13 protein-coding genes and 2 pseudogenes are annotated in these 19,108 nt (G+C 69.0%); 3 read left to right on the top strand and 12 right to left on the bottom strand.

What is annotated here, in order from left to right; all coding sequences use genetic code 11:
• Window positions 1-7: 7 nt before the first annotated feature.
• The 9 genes from C469_RS03105 to C469_RS03065 all read right to left on the bottom strand — a co-directional run bounded on the left by C469_RS03105 (window position 8) and on the right by C469_RS03065 (window position 11,641).
• Window positions 8-2,281 carry an amino acid permease gene (locus tag C469_RS03105; RefSeq protein ID WP_008003795.1) on the bottom strand — a complete coding sequence of 758 codons (2,274 nt, stop codon included), beginning with the start codon at window positions 2,279-2,281 and terminating at the stop codon, window positions 8-10.
• Complete coding sequence (locus tag C469_RS03100) at window positions 2,278-4,650, bottom strand: amino acid permease (RefSeq protein ID WP_008003793.1); 2,373 nt, start codon at window positions 4,648-4,650, stop codon at window positions 2,278-2,280. Before C469_RS03100 ends, C469_RS03105 begins: the two co-directional genes overlap by 4 nt.
• Window positions 4,647-5,087: a universal stress protein gene (locus C469_RS03095; RefSeq protein WP_008003792.1), complete on the bottom strand. Its 441-nt coding sequence runs from the start codon at window positions 5,085-5,087 to the stop codon at window positions 4,647-4,649. The genes C469_RS03100 and C469_RS03095 overlap by 4 nt, the downstream gene beginning before the upstream one ends.
• A gap of 118 nt (window positions 5,088-5,205) precedes the next feature.
• Window positions 5,206-6,774 (bottom strand): TrkH family potassium uptake protein, encoded by a 1,569-nt coding sequence (locus C469_RS03090; RefSeq protein ID WP_008003791.1) that lies wholly within the window; start codon window positions 6,772-6,774, stop codon window positions 5,206-5,208.
• 79 nt (window positions 6,775-6,853) lie between these two features.
• On the bottom strand, window positions 6,854-8,449 hold the full coding sequence (locus C469_RS03085; protein ID WP_049910974.1) for a TrkH family potassium uptake protein: 1,596 nt from the start codon (window positions 8,447-8,449) through the stop codon (window positions 6,854-6,856).
• A gap of 7 nt (window positions 8,450-8,456) precedes the next feature.
• On the bottom strand, window positions 8,457-9,794 hold the full coding sequence (gene trkA, locus C469_RS03080; RefSeq protein ID WP_049910972.1) for a Trk system potassium transporter TrkA: 1,338 nt from the start codon (window positions 9,792-9,794) through the stop codon (window positions 8,457-8,459).
• A 160-nt stretch (window positions 9,795-9,954) separates the two neighbouring features.
• Complete coding sequence (locus tag C469_RS03075) at window positions 9,955-10,848, bottom strand: mechanosensitive ion channel family protein (protein ID WP_008003788.1); 894 nt, start codon at window positions 10,846-10,848, stop codon at window positions 9,955-9,957.
• Complete coding sequence (locus tag C469_RS03070) at window positions 10,848-11,093, bottom strand: YhbY family RNA-binding protein (RefSeq protein WP_008003787.1); 246 nt, start codon at window positions 11,091-11,093, stop codon at window positions 10,848-10,850. Before C469_RS03070 ends, C469_RS03075 begins: the two co-directional genes overlap by 1 nt.
• Window positions 11,094-11,182: 89 nt before the next feature.
• Window positions 11,183-11,641: an SHOCT domain-containing protein gene (locus C469_RS03065; protein WP_008003786.1), complete on the bottom strand. Its 459-nt coding sequence runs from the start codon at window positions 11,639-11,641 to the stop codon at window positions 11,183-11,185.
• 135 nt (window positions 11,642-11,776) lie between these two features.
• Between C469_RS03065 and C469_RS03060 the strand changes: the two genes are divergently transcribed.
• The 3 genes from C469_RS03060 to C469_RS03050 are packed head-to-tail and all read left to right on the top strand — an operon-like array spanning window position 11,777 to window position 14,621.
• Window positions 11,777-12,847 (top strand): metal ABC transporter substrate-binding protein, encoded by a 1,071-nt coding sequence (locus tag C469_RS03060; protein ID WP_008003785.1) that lies wholly within the window; start codon window positions 11,777-11,779, stop codon window positions 12,845-12,847.
• Window positions 12,844-13,617, top strand: a complete 774-nt coding sequence (locus tag C469_RS03055) for a metal ABC transporter ATP-binding protein (protein WP_008003784.1) — start codon at window positions 12,844-12,846, stop codon at window positions 13,615-13,617. The genes C469_RS03060 and C469_RS03055 overlap by 4 nt, the downstream gene beginning before the upstream one ends.
• Window positions 13,614-14,621 carry a metal ABC transporter permease gene (locus C469_RS03050; protein WP_008003783.1) on the top strand — a complete coding sequence of 336 codons (1,008 nt, stop codon included), beginning with the start codon at window positions 13,614-13,616 and terminating at the stop codon, window positions 14,619-14,621. The genes C469_RS03055 and C469_RS03050 overlap by 4 nt, the downstream gene beginning before the upstream one ends.
• Here the strand turns inward: C469_RS03050 and C469_RS03045 are convergent.
• The 3 genes and pseudogenes from C469_RS03045 to C469_RS03035 all read right to left on the bottom strand — a co-directional run.
• Window positions 14,618-15,772 (bottom strand): annotated as a pseudogene (locus C469_RS03045) (efflux RND transporter permease subunit); the annotation flags it as partial. The gene C469_RS03050 and the pseudogene C469_RS03045 sit on opposite strands and share 4 nt — an antisense overlap.
• Before the next feature lie 28 nt (window positions 15,773-15,800).
• Window positions 15,801-17,222, bottom strand: a pseudogene (locus C469_RS03040) (efflux RND transporter permease subunit); the annotation flags it as partial.
• Between the two features lie 99 nt (window positions 17,223-17,321).
• Window positions 17,322-19,031, bottom strand: coding sequence for a COG1361 S-layer family protein (locus tag C469_RS03035; protein WP_008003782.1), 1,710 nt, complete (start codon window positions 19,029-19,031; stop codon window positions 17,322-17,324).
• Between the last annotated feature and the right edge of the window lie 77 nt (window positions 19,032-19,108).

Genomic DNA, 19,108 nt, shown 5'->3' with positions numbered 1-19,108 from the left:
GCCGCCCTCAGCGACCGCCGAACAGCCGCTCCCACAGCGACCGCGCGGACGGCCGTTCCGAGAGCAACACCGGCGTGTCGAGGTTCTCGATCGTGTCGAACGCGAGCGACCCGCGGACGATCCGCGAGAGCAGCCCCCGCTCGGTCGCGCCGACGATCACGAGGTCGTACTCCTCGCCGACGCGGCCGATCGTCTTCTCGACGTCGCCCGTCTCGACGCGGAGGTCGGCGTCGCCGAGGCCGTGGCCCTCCGACCAATCGGTGAGGAACTCCCGGCCGGACTCCTCGTCACCGGTGTCGGCGACGTACAGCAGCGAGACGTCGACGCCGACCGTGTCGCGCAGCGCTCTCGCGACCTCACCGGAGAGGTCCGAGGAGGGGCCGCCGGCGGTCGGGACCAGCACGTCCGAGAGGTCCAGTCGCTGCCCGTCCAAGACGAGGAAGTCGCACGGGAGGTCGTGGGTGAGCTCGTCCAGCGACCCCTCGACGCGCCCGCCGGCGAACCGCGTCCCGCCGTATCCCATCACGACGGTGTCCGCGTCGTTGGTCCGCGCGGCGTCGAACACCTCTTCGATCCCGCGGTGCGAGAGGATCGTCTTCGTCTCGATCGGCACGTCGAATGCCTCCGCGTCGGCCGCGGCCTCCTTGAGCAGCAGTTCCGAGGACTGGTCGAGGCCGGTGCGGTTCTCGGCGGCCGTCTCCAGCGAGGTCTGGTCCGGCACCGTGACGATGTGCGTCGCGAGCACGCGGCCGCCCTCGTGTTTGGCGAGCGCGCCGGCGAGCGTGATGAGCGCGCTCTCGGTCCGGGGGTTCGACACCGCGACCATGATCGTCGGTCCCTCGTCTCCGGCTCCGGTCGGCGCGACCGCGTCCGCGGCGTCGACGACCTGATCGGGGAGCTCCTCCTCGCGGCTCCTGATGAACTCGGAGAGCACGCCCTGCTTGTCCGTCTTGTCTCGGGCGTAAATGAAGTACCACGCCACGGCCGCGATAACGAAGCCGGCCGACAGCGCGATCTCGATCCCGTCCATGAACGCGACGAGCCCGAGCGACAGCACCGCACCGAGTATCGGCGTGATCGGGTACAGCGGGACGGTGAAGTCCGGGTCGTACTCGGGAGTGTCGGCCTCGCGGAAGACGATGAGTCCCGCGTTCATGAGCGCGTACACGATGAGGTGGAGCACGCTGGCCGCCTTCGCGAGCACCTCGATCTCCCGCCCCAGTAGCGCGATGAAGAGGATGATGAGCCCCCCGGTCACGAGGATCGACCGGTACGGCGTCGCGTAGTTCGGGTGGATCGCGTTGAGCCAGTTGGTAACGATCTTGTCACGCCCCATCGCGAAGTTGATCCGGGCGGACGCGAGGATCGACGCATTCGCCGAGGACGCGGTCGCGAGGAGTGCCCCAACGGTCATCACGCCCGCGGCGACCCCCGCGACTCCCGTTATCGGTCCGATGGACTGGGGGAACGCGATCCGCGCGGCCTGCGCGACCGGCGCGTCCTGGCTCAGCTCCGGCCACGGGACGACGCCGAGCATCATGGTCACGAGGATCGCGTAGATGACCGTGACGATGGCGACGCTCCCGATGATGGCGATCGGGAGATTCCGTCCGGGGTTCTTCAGCTCCTCGGCGACGGTCGCGATCTTCGCGTATCCGAGGAAGGAGACGAACACGAGCGCGGTCCCCGGGAGGATCGCGCCGTACCCCGCCGGCGCGAGCCCGCCCTCGCTCCCGGCGAGCGTCGCGTAGTCGAACGAGAGGAAGCCGGCGATAGAGAACGCGGCGAGGATCGACAGCAGCATGAAGACGATCACCGTCTGGACGCCGCCGGTCTCCTTCGCGCCGATGTAGTTGACGCCGACGAATATCGCCCCGGCGAGGAGCGCGCCCAGCTGGATCGGGTTGAGGAACGCGATCGTCGGGAGGCCGACGAAGACGGCGAGGTACTGGCCGAACCCGATACAGTAGAACGCGGAGGCGAACGCCAGCCCCATCCAGTCGCCCATCCCCGCGATCGAGCCGAACATCGGCCCGAGCGACTTGTTGATGTAGTAGTAACCGCCGCCAGCCTTCGGCATCGCGGTGCCGAGCTCGGAGACCGACAGCGCGTTCACCATCGCGATCAGTCCGCCGACGACGAACGAGACGACGACGACGGGTCCCGCCGCGTTCGCGGCCACGCCGGGGAGGACGAAGATTCCGGCGCCGATCATGGTGCCGATACCGATCGTCATCGCCGACACCAGTCCGAGGTCCTTGGCCAGCTCTTCCTCACTCATTTGTCCACCTCCACGTCTGTAGACCCGCCGTCGCCTCGCACCTGCTCGGTGGATGCGCCTGCGTCGTCCTCCCCAGTAGCGTCGGGGACGTTCCCGCTCTCCACGTTCGCGCGGGCACCGCTTCCGAACAGTCGGTCCCGGATACCCCGCTCGTCGCGCTTCTCCGCGAGCAGCACGGAGCACTCCACGTCGTTGAGCACCTGCAACACGAGCGAGCCGCTCACCAGCCGCGAGAGCAGTCCCTTCTGGGTCGCACCGATGATCAGCATCGTCGCGTCTCGCGCGGCACTGTCGATGGCCGCCTCCACGTCCCCGCTCTCGATCCGCAGCGTCGCGTCGGAGAGGTCGTGCTCGGCGGCCCATTCGGTGAGGAACTGTCGGCCGGCCGCCTCGTCGTCGGCGACGTGTAACAGGGTGACCTCGCCGTCGAACTCCGTCTGGAGCATCTTCGCGACCGCGCCGGACAGGTCCGAAGACGGTCCGCCGGCGGTCGGGACGAGGATCCGCGAGGGGTCGAACCCGCGGTCGCGGAACACGAGGAAGTCCGACGGGAGCGAGTGCGCGAGCTCGTCGACCGCCGTCTCCGCGCGGCCGGGCGCCCCGTGGGAGTCCTCGCCCCAGCCCATCACCGTCATGTCGGCGCCGTACGTCCGGGCGGCGTCGAACACCTCCTCGAACACGCGGTGCGAGAGGACGACGTGAGTCTCCACGTCGACGCCGAACGTCTCTGCGTCGTCGCGGGCCTTGTCCAGCAAGTTGTGCGCCGCCTCGTGTGCGCCGCGGTCGCGGGCGGCCTCCAGCGACGTCTGGTCGGGGACGTTCGCGATGTTGACCGCGACGACCGTCCCGTTCCGCTGCTTGGCGATGGCCGACGCGAGCGTGATCAGGTGCTCTTCGGTCGCGGGGTTCGCGAGCGGCACCATCACGCGGTAGTCGTCGCCGCTCGGCTGGACCGACGTGGCCGCCGACACCGCGGGCTTGGGCAACTCCTCGGACCGGTCGAGGATCCACGTCCCCAACACGCCGCGGGCCTCGACGCGGGTGCGGGCGTACACCAGGTACCAGAGCACGGCGAAGGCGACGAGTCCGAGCGAGATCAGGATGATCGTCGGCTCGATGTAGACTATCAGCGCGAACGACGACACGGTCCCGATTATCGGGACGACCGGGTAGAACGGGACCTCGAAGTCGGGGTCGTACCCCTCGACCTCCGACTCGCGCATCACGATGAGCGCGAGGTTGAGCAGCCCGTAGACGATGAGGTGGAGCACGGAGCCCATCGTCGACAGCGACTCGACGCCGCCGGCGACGAGGAAGACGAGGATGAGCGCGCCGGTGAGCGCGATCGACTTGTACGGGGTGCCGAACCGCTCGTGGATCTCGTTGAGCTTCGGGGTGATGATCTTCTCGCGGCCCATCGCGAAGTTGATCCGCGACGAGGAGAGGATCGAGGCGTTGGCCGACGAGGCGGTCGCGAGCAGTCCGCCGATCAGCAGCATGCCGGCGCCGACTGCGCCCAGGGAGTAGCCGAACACCGAGTAGTTACCGAAGAGGAGTCGCGCGGCGTCGACCACCGCGGTCTCGTTGTTCGCGACCAGGTCAGTCGGCACCGCCGCGAGCAGCACGACGAGGAACAGCGCGTACACGACCGTGACGATCACGACAGACCCGAGGACCGCGAGCGGGAGGTTCCGCCCGGGATTTTTGATCTCCTCGGCGACCGACGTGATCTGGACGAAGCCGAGATACGAGACGAAGATGATCCCCGTCACCGGGAGCACCTCTCCCACCGCCCCCTGCGGCGCGATCGGCCGCAGCGACTCCATGTCGGCGTTCAGCAGGCCGACGACCGTGAAGACGGCGAGGATCCCCAGAAGCGACATGACGATGACGATCTGGAGCCCGCCCGTCTCCTTCGCGCCGAAGTAGTTGACCGCGATAAAGAGGAGCGCGCCGGCGAGGCCGATCACCTGCGCGGCCTCCAGCGTCACCGGTCCGAGCCCGACCGGTCCGAGCCCGACGAGCGCGTTGACGTACTCGCCGAAGCCGTACATGTAGAAGGCGGAGGCGAACGCGAGCCCGAGCCAGTTCGCCCATCCGGCGATCGAGCCGAACATCGGTCCGAGCGCCCGGTTGACGTAGAAGTACGCCCCGCCCGATTTGGGCATCGCCGTCCCCAGCTCGGAGGCGGACAGCGCGGTGAACAGCGCGATCACGCCGCCGAGGACGAACGTGGCCGCCGCGAGCGGCCCGGCTCGGGCGACCGCGGTACCGGGGAGGACGAAGATCCCCGCCCCGATCATGGTCCCGATCCCGATCGTGAGCGCGGCGAGCGGGCCGAGGTCTTTGGCTAGCTCCTCGTCGCTCATTCCGCCGATCCCTCACGCGGGAGCGCGATCACGGGAACGTGAGATTTCGTCACGAGTTTCATCGAGAGATCGCCCGAGAGGAACTGAACGAGTCGGTTCCCGCCTCGAGACTGGTAGGCGATAGCGGTCGCGTCGACCTCGTCGACCGAATCGAAGATGGCGCGCACGACGTTCCGCGAGTAGGCGGTATGCTCGTCGGCGTCGGGGAACACTCGCCGAACGGCCGCGTACGACTCGGCCGCGAGTTCCTCGGACTGCTCGACCGGCGTCTTGTCCGGAACGCCCCCGCCCTTCTCGACCACGTGCAGCGCGGTCACGCGCTCCGGGTCGTAGGGTTCGAGCGCCCGCGCCGTCGCCAGCGCGTCGTCCTCGTGGGCGACGGGCAGGAGGACGTGGCCGAGCAGGTCCCGTTCGTCGGTCTCGTCGGTGCTCGTCATATCGGTGGCTCACTCGCTCGCTAGTTAAGAATATACGCACTCCGGAAGCGAGTGCCCAGCGCGTTCGAAATCGGGTATCCGGCGATCAGGGGCCGCGAAATCGGTCTCCGCGCCCGTCTCAGCGGGTGTCGATCGCCGAGATGAACACCGCGAGCACGGGGACGATCTCCAGCCGGCCGATCCACATCAGGAACACCATCAGCAGCTTCGACGTGTCGGGGAAGAAGAGGTAGCTCCCGAACGGCCCGAGGCGGCCGAACCCCGGACCGATGTTCCCGATCGTCGCGAGCGACGCGCTCGTCGACTCCAGCATCGTCAGCTGGACCCCGATCCGCGCGGCGTCGAGCGAGAGGAACACCGCCGAGACGCCGAACAGGACGACGTAGAGGAGCGTGAACGACATGATGCCGCGGATCGCATCCTCGTCGACGACGCTCCCGCTGAGGCGGATCGGCTGCACGACGTCGGGGTGCGCCGAGGTGAACAGCTCCCGGCGGATCGCCTTCCCGACGATGAGCCACCGGACGATCTTGACGCCCCCGCCGGTCGAGCCGGCCGAGCCGCCGATGAACATCGCGAACATGAGGAGTATCTGGGCGTGGGTGTCCCACTCCGCGAAGTCGGCGGTCGCGTATCCGGTGGAGTTCAGCAGCGACCCGATCTGGAACGCCGCCTGCCGGAGCGAGTTCTCGGTGACCCCCTGCGTCGCCCCGCCGAGTTCGATCGTCGGCGCGGCCCCGCGGAACAGAAGCACCGCGAGGACGGCGGTCACGACGGCGAGCGCGCCGGCGTACGCGCGGAACTCCGCGTTCTTCAGCATCACCTCGGCCTCGCCGCGCAACACGTGCCAGAACAGCGCGAAGTTGACGCCGGCGATGACCATGAACGGGATGACGACCCACTGAACGACCGCCGAGAACGCCGCGATGCTGTCGGCCTGCGGCGAGAAGCCGCCCGTCGGGAGCGTGGTGAACCCGTGGGCGACCGCGTTGAACAGGTCCATGTTCGGCGCCATCCCGGCGAGGTGGAGCCCGTACAGGATCGCGATGTAGACGACGGTGAAGCCGAAGTAGATGAGCCAGAGGGCGCGCGCCGTCTCCGCGATCTTCGGCGTGAGCTTCTGGAGCTCCGGACCGGGCGCCTCCGACTCCATCAGCTGGGCGCCGTTGACGGCGACCTCGGGCAGGATGGCGATCATCAGGACGATGATCCCCATCCCGCCGAGCCACTGCGTGAGCTGGCGCCACATCAGCACGGCGTGGGAGTGGCGGTCGGTGCTGATCTCCCCGAGGACGGTCGCGCCCGTGGTGGTGAACCCGCTCATCGACTCGAAGAGGGCGTTGACGACCGACTCCGTGAGCGCGCCGAACGACCCGGCCTGGAGCCCGATCGTCGACTCCGTCCCGTACCCGGCGAGCAGGTACGGGACGGTGCCGATCGCCGCGGCCGCGAGCCACGCGAGCGAGACGAACAGCAGCGCCTCCCGCGGCCCGAGGTCCGGGTCCGGGTCGACCCGCTCCACGGCGAGCCCGATCCCGGCGACGAACGCCATCGAGACGAGGAACACCCAGATGTCTTCGCCGTACGCGACCGCCACGACCAGCGGCACCAGCATCGTGACCGCGAGGTACTTGATCCCGACCCCGAGAAGCCCCACGCTCGCCTTCCAGTTCACGCCCCAAGACATGTGTGTTCGATCGGTATGGGAGTGGCCCGTTCGCTGTATTAAACTGTCGAAGGGGCGGCGACGGGAGGCGAAACCGGGCTCACGACGTCCAGAACGCTCTCGTGAACAGCACGAGCACGGGGATGATCTCGATCCGGCCGATCCACATCAGGACGACCATCACGGCTCGAGTGCTCAGCGGGAACGTCGCGAACGTCCCGTAGGGGCCCGCCTCGCCGAACGCCGGGCCGATATTGAGGAACGTCGTCGCCGCGGCGCCGAGCGCCTCGAACTCTGTCACGCGGAGGTTCGCCCGTTCGGCGTCGACGACGACGACCACGGTGAGCAGAAAGAAGATGACGATGCTGAGGAGGAGGTACGCGTAGATGTCGCGGATCGCGGCCTCGTCGATCGGCTTTCCCGAGATGCGGACCGGCCGCACCGCTTCCGGGTGGATCGCGGTGTAGAGGTTCCGCCGGAACGACTTCAGCGCGACCAGCCATCGGAGCGACTTGATCGAGCAGGTCGTCGACCCGACCATCCCGCCGATGAACATCCCCATGAACAGCATGTGCTTCGCCGCGGGCGCCCACAGCACGTAGTCGGTGCTCGCGTACCCCGTCGTCGTCACGATCGACGCGACGTTGAACACGGCGTGCCGGAGCGTCGCCTCGGCGCCGAAAGTGATACTCGGATCGAGGAACAGACCGAGCGCGACGACCGACGCGAGCGTCCCCATCGCGCCGAGGTAGAAGTGGAACTCCTCGTTTCGCAACAGGCGCATCGGCTCGCCGTTGATGGCGAAGTAGATGAGGACGAAGCTCGTCGAGCCGATCACCATGAACGGGACCACCGCCCACTGGATGACCGGGTGGAACGCGCCGACGCTCAGCGGCTCGGGCGAGAACCCCGCCGTCGCGACCGACGTGAACGCGTGCGCGACCGCGTTGTACAGGTCCATCCGCGGATCGAACGCGAGTCCGAGCAGGAAGTAGACGGCGACCGCGAGGCCGGTGAGCCCGAAGTAGATCCCCCAGATGAGCTGCNGGTCCATCCGCGGATCGAACGCGAGTCCGAGCAGGAAGTAGACGGCGACCGCGAGGCCGGTGAGCCCGAAGTAGATCCCCCAGATGAGCTGCGCGGTCCGGGAGATCTTCGGCGTGAGCTTGTTGACGTCTTGGGTCTGCGACTCCGTCTCCATCAGCTGGGCCCCGCCGACGCCGATCTCGGAGAGCACCGCGGTCGCGAGGATCAAGATTCCGAGCCCGCCGAGCCACTGGATCACCTGCCGCCACATCATGACGGAGCGAGAGTGAAGCGAGAAGTCGACGAGGACGGTCGCTCCGGTGGTCGTCAGCCCGCTCATCGACTCGAACATGGCGTTGATCGGGTGCGCGACCGTCCCGACCCCCGCGACGACGAACGGGATCGCGCCGACCGCGGCGACGAGGAACCAGATCAGCGCCACCGCGAGGAACGCCTCGCGGGGCCCGAGGTCCACCGACGGGTCCTGCACCGACCGGAACCCCGCGCCCAGCAGGAGCGAGACCGCGATCGCCGCGAGGAACGGGAGGGGCGACTCGCCGTAGTAGAGGGCGATCAGCAGCGGGAACGCCAGCGGGACCGGGAGGGCGGCGAGGACGTCGCCGGTGAGGCCCACGCTCGCCCGCCAGCCCACTCGGATCGTGCTGGTCACGGATCGTTCACGCCATCGAGGTGATCTCGCTCACGGAGTCGGACTCCACGAGCAGGATGACGTGGTCGCCGGCCTGAAGCACGGTGTCCCCGCGGGGGGTGACCAGCTTGTGATTGCGGGTGATCGCGCCGATGACGAACCGCGCGTCGCTGTCGGCGACGATCTCCGAGATCGGCCGGCCGGTGAGCCCGCACCCCTCGGTGAGTTCGAGTTCGAGGACCTCGGCCTGATCGTTCTCGAGGACGGCGATGTTCTCGGCGACGCTCTCGTAGGTGAACCGCGTGATCTCCTCGGCGGTCACCGTGCGGGGGTTGATCGCGATGTCGATGCCGATCTCCTCGAAGACGGTGACGTAGTCTGGGCTGTCGACGACGGCGATCACCCGGTCGACGCCGAGTCGCTTGGCGAGCACCGAAACGAGGAGGTTCTTCTCGTCGGAGCTGAGGGCCGTGACGAGGATGTCGGCGTCGTCGACGTGCTCCCTGGTGAGGAACTCCGTGTCGGTGGCGTCGTGTTCCATCACGACCGTCTTCGGGAGGTTCTCCGCCAGCCACCGCGCGCGGTCGGTGTCGCGCTCTATCAGCCGCGGTTTGAAGTCGCGCTCCTCGAGGAGTCGGGCGGTCTGGTACCCGATCTCGCTCCCTCCGACGACGACGATCTCGTCGGCGCGGTCGGGCGTCGTCTCCGGCGCCACGTCGGTCGCGAACGCCTGGACGCTCTCCGGGCTCCCGATCACGACCGCCCGGTCGCCGGCCTCGATACCGGTGTCCCCGCGCGGGATCGTCATCTCGCCGTCCCTGAACAGCCCGACGAAGGTGAGCGACTCGAAGCGGTCGGCCTCCGAGACCGTCTGTCCCGCGACCGGGCTCGCCTCGTCGATCTCGAACTCGGCCATCTGGACCAGCCCGCTCGCGAACGGGTCGACGTCGATCGCCGCCGGCAGGCCGATGACGCGGACGATGTTCTCGGCGGTCAACAGGTCCGTACACACCATGAAGTCGACGCCGAAGGCGCCCTCGTTCCCCTGCCACGTCCGGAGGAAGTCGGTGCTCTTCACGCGGGCGATCGTGAACCCGTCGCCGAGCGTCTTCGCGGTGCCGCAGGCGACGAGGTTCGTCTGGTCGTTGTCGGTACAGGCGATGACCATGTCCGCGCGGCCGACGTCCGCCGCCGTCTGGATCTCCGAGGTGGTCCCGTCCCCGGCGATGGTCAGCACGTCGATCTCGTATTTGAGCTGTTCCGCGCGGTCGGGGTCGACGTCCACGACGACGACCTCGTGGTCCGACGCGAGGCTCCCAGCGATGCTCGTGCCGACCTCGCCGGCCCCGATGACGACCACATGCATGGGGACAACGAGTTACCGGACCCTCAAGTTCGTTACTATCGGGGGCAGCGCGGACCGCCGCGGGGGTCCGCGGGGTGTCGCCGCCGCCGAGAGCACCCGACGCGCCCGACGAGAGCCACCGATACGTCCCAGAGCCGACACCGACGCGCCCGACGAGCGCCTACGCCTCCCCGCCGAACGACGCGGGGTCCGTCCACTCGTTCCGCCCCGAGACGGTCCGCTGCGGGAACGGGATCGAGATGTCCTCCTCGTCGAACCGCTGCTTGACGGCCTTCACGTAGTCGGCGCGCGCCTTCACGAAGTCGGCCCGCGACGGATCGTCGATCCAGATCCGCGACTGCAGGCCGACGTACGAGTCGGCGAGCTCGGTCAGCCGCACCGACGGCGCGGGGTCGTCGAGGATCGCGTCGCTCTTCTCGGCCTCCTCGACGATGATGTCGGTCGCCTTGTCCACGTCGTCCTCGTAGTCGATCCCGAAGACGAACTTCAGTCGTAGCGTCTTCTTCGCGACCGGATTCTTCACCACGTCGCTCGTCAGGGTGTGGTTCGGCACCGTGAGCAGTTCGTTGTCGAACGTCCGCACGCGGGTGACCCGGAAGGAGATGTCCTCCACGACCCCCGAGTTCCCCTGCCACTCGATCCAGTCGCCGATGCGGAACGGCTTGTCCGTGTAGATGAAGACGCCCGCGACGAAGTTCTTGATCACGTCCTGCAGCGCGAAGCCGATCGCGAGCGTCGCCGCGGCGGCGATCGTCGCCAGCGACCGCAGGAAGCCCTGATACCCCGCCGCGCCGAACGCGACGGTGACGCCCGCGAACAGCACGAGGAACGCGACGATCTTCTGGAGCGGGCGCCGGGCGTGCTCGTCGAGGCCCTGCCTGTCGAACAGCCGCTGGACGAGCGACGTGATGAGTACCTTATAAAGGAGGTACGTCGCGAAGACGACCGCGAGGAAGATCGCGGCGTCGATGACGAGGCCGGTCACGGGACCGAGGTACGGGTTCAGCGCCCCGGAGATCGCGACGACCGAAGTTCCGTCGGCCGCGGCGCTCATCAGTGCAGCACCGCCGTGTTCCCGCGGGTCTCGATCAGATCGGCGTTGACCGCCTCGGCCAGCTCCGCGGCGAGCTCGTCGGTCGTCGTCCCGCCCCGGGCCGCCCGGAGGAACTTCACCTTCACCAGCTTCGCGTCGTCGAGCTGGTCGGCCGTCTCGTCGACGACCGCGTCGACGCCGTGTTTCCCGACCCAGACGGTGACGTCGAGGTCGTGCGCCTCCTTCCGGAGCTGTTGGTCGCTCATACGCCGTGGAGTCGGCCGCGCGCATTGAAGCTTGAGGTTTGCGGACCGACCCACGAACCCTGCCCGTCCTTATAAATGCCGCCGACGATTCAGCGCTCGCGCTCGACGTCGCGCTCCGACTCCGCCTCGGCCCGGCGGTTCCGTTCGACGTACTCCGCGGCGTCTTCCGGCGTCTCCGTCTCCAGCAGCCGGTCGAGCTTCCGATCGAACTGCTCGTCGGTGAGGTCGCCCTCGGCGTACCGGGCCCGAAGCCGATCGAGCGCGTCCTGCACCGGCTCGGGCTCCTCCCCAACGCCGGCCTCGGCGGTCGACTCGCGCCTGCCGGCCTCGGACCGCTCGCGCCTGCCATCATCGACGCGCTCCGCCTCCTCGTCCTCGTCGAACAGCATCGAGACCACCGGTACGATCACGATGTAGCCGAACAGCATGAACGGGAGCCACCAGCCGAAATCGAGCAGCAGCGCCGCGAGCCACGTCCCCGTCACGACCGTCGCCGCGATACCGCTCGCGTTCCGTCTGAACCGCTCGCGCGTGGAGGTTTCAGCCATCGACGTACCCGTCCGCGCCGGGGGACAAAGTCGTGTCGGCGAGGGCGGTCGATCGATCCGCCACAGAGAATTAGACTAATCTAATCTTTTTCTTTGACCAGAAGTGTATTATATACGCCCACTCTAAACACCGGTATGCACACTGACGCGAACGGCTCGTCGAGCGTCTCTCGGCGCCGCTTCGCCGCGATCGGTGCCGGCGCCTTCGCGGGCGGCCTCGCGGGTTGCACCGGAAACGCGGCCGACGCGGGATCGGACGGAGAGGGGAACGAGACGGGCGACGAGAACGAGAACGGAGACGGCTACACCGTCGTCGCCTCGTTTTTCACGTTCTACGACTTCGCCGACTCGCTCGCCGAGGGGACGGACATCGTGGTCGAGAACCTGGTGCCGACCGGGCTCCACGGCCACGGCTGGGAGCCGGACCCGTCGATCCAGCGCCGGATCACCGACGCCGACGCCCTCGTCCACGTCGGCCCCGACTTCCAACCGTGGGTCGACCGGGCGATCGAGACGCTCGCGGCCGAGTCGACCGAGACCGAACTCATCAACGCCCGCGCGGGCGTCGACCTCATCGACCTCGCCGACTCGCTGACGGAAGACGAGGCGGTCGAGGGAGCGAAGGACCCGCACTTCTGGCTCGACCCGCGGCGCGCGAAGGGCGCGGTCGCGAACCTTGCGGACGGGCTCGCCGCGGTCGACCCGGACCACGAGGCGGCGATCCGGGAGAACGCCGCCGCCCTCGACGCGGAGCTCGACGCCCTCGACGAGGAGTGGCAGGCGGTCTTCGACGCGGCCGAGCGCGACGTGGCGTTCCTCGCCGCGCACAACGCCTTCGCGTACGTCTCCGAGCGGTACGGCGCGACGATCGAGCCGCTCGTCGTGAACCTCGCGGCCAGCAACGACGTGCGCCCGGCCGACATGCAGCGGGCGCAGGACACGATCGCCGCGAACGACATCCGCCACATCGGCGCCGCCGTCTTCGAGCCGATCCGACCGGCGCGCCAGTTGCTCGAACAGACCGACATCGAGGCGTACTACCCCGTGACGCCGTACGCGGGCACCGCGGAGTCGTGGGTCGAGCGCGGGTGGGGATACTTCGACATCGCCCGGGAGGTGAACCTCCCGACGTTCCGGATCCTGCTCGGCGTCGACGACCCCGACGACGTGACGTTCGCCGACTACGGGCGCAACTTCGAGCCATGAGCGGGTCACACACCGGAGACGGCGACGGCCCCCTCGTCGAGGCCCGGGACCTGACGTTCGGGTACGCGGCCTCCCCGGTCGTCGAGGACGTGGACCTCCGGGTCGAGCGCGGCGAGTACGTCGGCATCGTCGGTCCCAACGGTTCTGGGAAGAGCACGCTGCTCCGGCTCCTCTTGGGGCTCCACGAGGCCGACTCGGGGTCGGCGGAGCTGCTCGGCCACCCCGCTCGGGCGTTCGCGGAGCGCGAGCGCGTCGGCTACGTCGCCCAGGACGTGACGGAAGACGAGAAGCGGATGCCGATCACGGTGAGCGAGGTCGTCCTGATGGGCCGGTTCCCGCACGCCGGGTTCGGTCGAGTCACCGCCGCGGACCGCGAGCACGCCCGCGAGGCGCTCCGGACGGTCGGGATCGAACACCTCGCGGACCGGAAGATCACCGCGCTCTCCGGCGGCCAGCGCCAGCGGACCTACATCGCCCGGGCGCTCGCCGGCGAGGCGGAGCTGCTCGTCTTGGACGAGCCGACGGTCGGCGTCGACGCCGAGTCCGTCGACGCCTTCTTCGACCTCCTCGACGGCCTCGTCGCGGACGGGCTGACCGTCCTGCTGGTCGAACACGACATCGGCGCGGTCATCGAGCACGCCTCGCGGGTGGTCTGTCTCAACCGCGAGGTGTACTTCGACGGCGACCCGACGGCGTTCGCCGAGAGCGACGCGCTCGACCGCGCGTACGGGACGAACGTCCGGCGCGAGGAGGGAGGGATCGTCACGTGACGCCGGCTGCCCTTTCCGCGGTTCTCCTCTCCGTTCCCCTCGTCTCCGCTCCCTACGACCTCCTCGCCCGGCTCGTCGGGCTGTGGAGCGACGGGCTGGGCTGGGTCGGCGAGCGACTGGGGATCGAGATGCTCGACTACGTGTTCATGCACCACGCGTTCCTGGTCGGCGCGCTCATCGCGGTGATGGCGCCGCTGATCGGCACGTTCCTCGTCCACCGCCAGCTCGCGCTGATCGGCGACGCGCTCGCGCACACCGCGTTCGCGGGCGTCGCGGTCGGGCTCTTCGTCAACTCGCTGCTCGGAACCGGGATCTCCCCGTACGTCACGGCGATCGTCGTCGCCGTGATCGCCGCGCTGGCGATCGAGCTGATCTCCGAGACGACCGACGCGTACAACGACGTGTCGATGGCGATCGTGCTCTCGACCGGGTTCGCGCTCGGCGCGGTCCTCATTAGCCTGAACTCCGGCGGGCTCGCGGTCGGCATCAACCAGTACCTGTTCGGGAACCTCTCGACGGTCTCGCGGGAGAACGCCGTCCTGCTGGTCGTCCTCTTCGCGGTCGTCGCGCTGGTCGTCACGGTGACGTACAAACAGCTGCTGTACGTGACCTTCGACGAGACCGCGGCCCGCGTCGCCGGCGTCAACGTCCCGTGGTACAACCGCCTGATGACGACGCTGACCGCCCTCGTCGTCGTCGGCGCGATGCAGATCATGGGCGTCATCCTGGTCGCAGCGATGCTCGTCGTCCCCGTCGCGGCCGCCGCCCAGCTCGCGCGCGGGTTCCGCGAGGCGCTGCTCGCCTCCGTCGTGCTCGCGCAGATCGCCGTGCTCGTCGGGATCACGCTGTCGTTCCGCTACAACACGACCGCCGGCGGGACCATCGTCCTCGTCGCCGTCGCGGTCTACGTCGCGGCGGTGCTCGCGGGCAAGGTCCAGTCGCGGCGCGTAGGGGACGAGACCCCCGAGCGCGCCGACGGAGCTGAGAGCTCGACGAGCGACTAGTTCGCCCGCTTCCCCGTCGACCCGCGGAGGTTCCCGTCAAGCCCGAGTCCGACCCGGTCCCCGTACCGGTCCCAGACGACGACGAGCGACGGGACGAGCAGGATCGAACAGAGGTACGCGTACAACACGCCCAGCGCGAGCAACACGCCGAAGTCACGTAAGAGCGGGATCACCGCGAGCCACAGGACGCCGAGCCCGCAGACGGTCGTGAGCATGCTCCCGGTGAGCGCGCCCCCGGTGCCGGCGATGGTGACGTCCAGCGCCTCGTCGATCGCGTGTCCCGCCTTGTACTCGTCGACGAACCGGTGAACGAAGTGGACGGTGTAGTCCACGCCGAGCCCGATCGACACCGAGAGGATCGGGGCGTTGATCGGCGTCAGCGGAATCGAGAACAGCCGCATCGATCCCACGAGCAGCCCGACCGTGACGAGCACGGGCACGAGGTTGAGCAGGCCGTAGACGGCCCTCCCCTCCAGGTAGGCGTACGACAGCGCGAGGAAGACCGCCGTGAGCCCGAACGCGGCGAAGAGGCTCCGGATCGCGGACTCGGTGAGCCGGTCGATCACGGCCTCGTTGACCACCAGGTCGCCGGTCGGTACCGCCTCGAGCGGGGTGCGCTCGGCCAGGTCGCGCACGTCGGCGACCGCCTCGGAGTTGTCGACGCCCGGCCGGATCGTGTAGTCGATCCGCGCGCTCCCGCGGTCGTCCGCGAGGTAGCCGCGGGCCTGTCCCTCGGCGGAGGAGTCGAGCAGCGCGTCGTACACCTCGTCGACGTTGCGGTCGGGCACGCCCGTCCCGAGCCGGTCGTTGCGGTCGACGACGGCCGCGAACTCGGGGTCCCGCGCCGCCTGATCCTCGATGACGGTCACGACGCTGGTCGAGGCCGCCCGCCGCTCGTCCGTCGTCTCGAAGGTGTCGGGCGGGTTGCGCGTGGTCCGGTCGATCAGCTCCAAGGCGTCGTCGTCTCGCACCGACTGGTCGACGTACAGCGTCACGCTCCCGACGAAGCTCTGCTCGAACTCCTCCTCGAACAGGGTGAGCACCCGCAGGAACGTGTAGTCGGTCGGCGCGAACGGCTCCGGGAGGTTCGAGTACGTCTCCAGCCGGTCCTCGTCGGGGAAAAAGGCCTCCTCGGAGAACTCCGTGTTCACTCNGGAACGTGTAGTCGGTCGGCGCGAACGGCTCCGGGAGGTTCGAGTACGTCTCCAGCCGGTCCTCGTCGGGGAAAAAGGCCTCCTCGGAGAACTCCGTGTTCACTCCGGTGCCGTACGCGCCCCCGGCCGCGCCGCCGACGAGGAGCACGGCGACGACGACGACCGGCGCGACTCGCGAGAGGTCGACCCCGACGTGCAGCACGCGGCCGAGACGCGAGCCGCCCGTCCCGAGCGCGGTCGTGCCGAACTCGGGGATCGGAAGCCGCTCGCGCCAGCGGTCCACCAGCACCTTCGCGGCGGGGAGGAAGACCCCGAAGACCGCGAGCGTGAAGGTGATCCCGGCGGCCGCGACGATCCCGAAGTCCCGGTTGGGCTCGAAGGGGCTGGCCACGTTCGAGACGAGTCCGAACACGGTGGTGATCGTCACGAGCAGGAACGCGATCAGCAGCTGGTCGGTCGTCGTCCGCATCGCGTCCCCGATCCCCAACCCCTCGCCCCGCTCCTCGCGATACCGGTTGACGATGTGGATCCCGAAGTCGATCCCGACCGCGAGCAGCAGCGGGAAGACGGTGATGAGGGAGTCGGAGAAGGGGATCCCCGCGTACCCCATGAACCCGAAGGTCCACAGGAGCGCCATCAGGAGCGCCGCGAGGCCGATCGACATGTCGATCGGGTCGCGGTAGGCGAACACCAGGAAGCCCAGGATGAGCAGCAGTGCCGCGGGGAACACGATGATCGCGGTGTCGCCGAGCAGCGCGGTGATCTCCGACTGGAGCACGCCGTCGCCGAAGAGGATCGCGTTGTCGCCCGCCTCGTTGCCCGGCACCGAGTCGACGACCTCGACGCTGCGCGTCTGCAGCTCCGTCACCCGGGCGGTCGTCGCCGCGTCGGGCACGTCGTAGGTGATCCCGACGATCGCGGCGCCGGCGCGCTGGGCGGTGGGGTTGTAGTCGACCGACACCTGCGACTCGATCGCGCCGGACGCGTCGGCGTCGTCGATGGCCGCCCGCAGCTCCGGCGGGGTCGCCTCCGCGACCGCGTCGCGTCGCTGGGCGGCGGTCTCCGCGGTCGGATCGAGCTGGCGCGCGATCGCGTCCGCGTGGCTCGACGTCGATCCCACCCGGAGCGTCGACCGCGACTCCAGCCGGTCTTGCGTCTCCAAGATCCGTATCAGCGTCGGCCGGGAGAGCACGTTCTCGTCGGTGACGATCACCTGCGCGGCGGTGGCCGACCCGCCGATCGAGGTCTCGAACTCCTCGTCGATGTCGTCTAACGCCTGCTGGGCCGGGATGTCCTGCGTGAACTGGTCGGCGCCGGCGCTGGTCTCGATCCCGCCGATCCCGCCGACGGCGACGACGCTGATCAGGAGGAAGACGGCGATCACCGCGCCCGGCCGCTCCGTGACGAACTCGTCGACGCGCTCGACGAACCGGTCGGCGGCGGTCACGGTCGCCCCCGTCGATCCGGTCGTGGATCGAGCCGTGGGCCACCGGCGAGGGCCGCGGCCCGCTCGTGCGGTCGGTCGAGTGTGTGGTCCGTCATCCGGTTACCGCCGCCGGTACCAGACGACCGCGCCCGCGCCGGCGACCACGACGAGCAGGGCGACGGCGATCGTCGCGATCGGGAGCCCGCCGTCGTCGGTGGACTCGGTCACTTCGATCGGGAACTGGGTCACGTCCGAGATCCGGTCGTTACCCCGCTCGTCGTCGTACCGGAAGTCGAGCTCGATCGGGTGGGTCTCCACGCTGGCGTCGGGCGCGGCCGACACCTCGAACCAGATCTCCCTCGACTCGCCCGGTTCGAGCTCGTCGACGAACGCCTCGTCGTTGGGAGACGACAGCGGGCTGTCGGCGTACAGCCCCGCGTTGATCGACGAGAGCGTCTCCGGTCGCTGGTTCGTGATCTCGAAGGAGACCCGCCGCGTCTCGCCCGCCGGAACGGTCGTGTTGTCCGCGGCGAGGTCGAACTCGGGCTGGCGCGGCGCGACCTCGATCCGGCGTGTCTCGTCGACCGCGATGGTCGAGTCGCCGCTCTCGTACTCGGTCGTGAACCGGAACTGCCGCGGTCCGGGGTCGGCGTTGCCGTTCACGTCCGCGTCGAAGGCGAAATCGACCGATTCGCCCGCCGGAATATCGGGGAGCGCGTACCGGCTCTCGCCGATGCTCACGCGCTGGCTCTGGGGGTCAGCGACCAGCACCGCGTCGTCGACGTCGAGGGGCCCCTCGTTCGTGAGCGTCCCGGAGACGGTCCCCGAGTAGCCGACTTCGAGGGTCCCCTCGACGTTCTCGACCGAGAACGACTGCTCGGGGGCCGGGACGACGCCCGCCCGCGAGGAGGGCGCGGTCTCCTCGATCCCGTCGCGGTCGCGGTAGTCGACCGTCGAGACGAACGCGTACGCCCCGCCGCCGAAGTCGGGCGAGACGGTCGAGTCGAACGTCACGGTCCGGTTCTCACCGGGCTCCCAGTTCCCGACGAACGCCTCGCCGCTGCCGTCGCCGCCGATCACCGCGCCGCTCCCGGTCGTGCTCCCGGTGACGACCGCGTCGCGAGCGACCTCGTCGCCGACGTTCCGGAGGGTCGCGGTCACGTCGCCGCTCCCGCCGACCTGCGCGTCCGTCTCTGTGTCGAGGATCGCGAACCGCGCGCCGTCGTCGACGACGATCGTGACGTCGAAATCGTCGCTCGCAGGGCGATCCTTGTGGTTGTTGAGACTGGACGACGGGTTAATCTCGGAGGTGTACCGGTAGTCGGCCGTAACCTCAATATCGTACGAACCGTCGGGCACATCGTCGGGAACCGTGACATCGAGCGGAACGGACACCGGCCCGCCCCGCGTCGAAACGTCACCCACCGCCGTCTCGCCGCTTTCGACCTCAATGGGTACGTCATCGGCGTCGGCTTCCAGTGTCAGTCCGCGAGCCGTCGTCACGCGCTCGTCGAGTTCCTTGCCGAAGTTCATCTCACCCGTGTTGAGGATGTCGATCGTCACCGACTGCCGACTTCCGCTGGCGACCGTCGGCTGGGAGACGTACACGTCGAGATCTGGCTCTCCCCGAACCAACCCGCTTTCCGAGCCATCAGACTGTGTGACAGCGTCGCCACCGGCCGCGTCACTCCCGACCAGCGCCGCCTGTCCGCCGTCGATCCCGCCGCCCGTCGCGGGCGCGGCGGCCCCGGAGAGCGCGACAGCGGCGACGAGCGCTCCGGCCGCCACGAACGCGAGGGCCAGCGTGCCGATACGGGAGGCCCGGCTCATCTGCGTCCTCCGACGCCGGGTCCGCCGACCGCGGAGCCGCAGAACCAAGCAGACCGTCCACCGACCGCGTCGAGTCG

It is taken from the genome of Halorubrum lipolyticum DSM 21995 (assembly GCF_000337375.1).
GTDB classification, from domain to species: Archaea; Halobacteriota; Halobacteria; order Halobacteriales; family Haloferacaceae; genus Halorubrum; species Halorubrum lipolyticum.
Note: the sequence above shows the minus strand (reverse complement) of the source record. Positions and strands in the feature narration are given on the sequence as shown.

Excerpts from the sequence above, each read along its gene's own strand:
- C469_RS03105 (WP_008003795.1), bottom strand. The coding sequence starts at position 2,281 with ATGAGTGAGGAAGAGCTGGCCAAGGACCTCGGACTGGTGTCGGCGATG.
- C469_RS03100 (WP_008003793.1), bottom strand. The coding sequence starts at position 4,650 with ATGAGCGACGAGGAGCTAGCCAAAGACCTCGGCCCGCTCGCCGCGCTC.
- C469_RS03095 (WP_008003792.1), bottom strand. The coding sequence starts at position 5,087 with ATGACGAGCACCGACGAGACCGACGAACGGGACCTGCTCGGCCACGTC.
- C469_RS03090 (WP_008003791.1), bottom strand. The coding sequence starts at position 6,774 with ATGTCTTGGGGCGTGAACTGGAAGGCGAGCGTGGGGCTTCTCGGGGTC.
- trkA (WP_049910972.1), bottom strand. The coding sequence starts at position 9,794 with ATGCATGTGGTCGTCATCGGGGCCGGCGAGGTCGGCACGAGCATCGCT.
- C469_RS03075 (WP_008003788.1), bottom strand. The coding sequence starts at position 10,848 with ATGAGCGCCGCGGCCGACGGAACTTCGGTCGTCGCGATCTCCGGGGCG.
- C469_RS03070 (WP_008003787.1), bottom strand. The coding sequence starts at position 11,093 with ATGAGCGACCAACAGCTCCGGAAGGAGGCGCACGACCTCGACGTCACC.
- C469_RS03065 (WP_008003786.1), bottom strand. The coding sequence starts at position 11,641 with ATGGCTGAAACCTCCACGCGCGAGCGGTTCAGACGGAACGCGAGCGGT.
- C469_RS03060 (WP_008003785.1), top strand. The coding sequence starts at position 11,777 with ATGCACACTGACGCGAACGGCTCGTCGAGCGTCTCTCGGCGCCGCTTC.
- C469_RS03055 (WP_008003784.1), top strand. The coding sequence starts at position 12,844 with ATGAGCGGGTCACACACCGGAGACGGCGACGGCCCCCTCGTCGAGGCC.
- C469_RS03035 (WP_008003782.1), bottom strand. The coding sequence starts at position 19,031 with ATGAGCCGGGCCTCCCGTATCGGCACGCTGGCCCTCGCGTTCGTGGCG.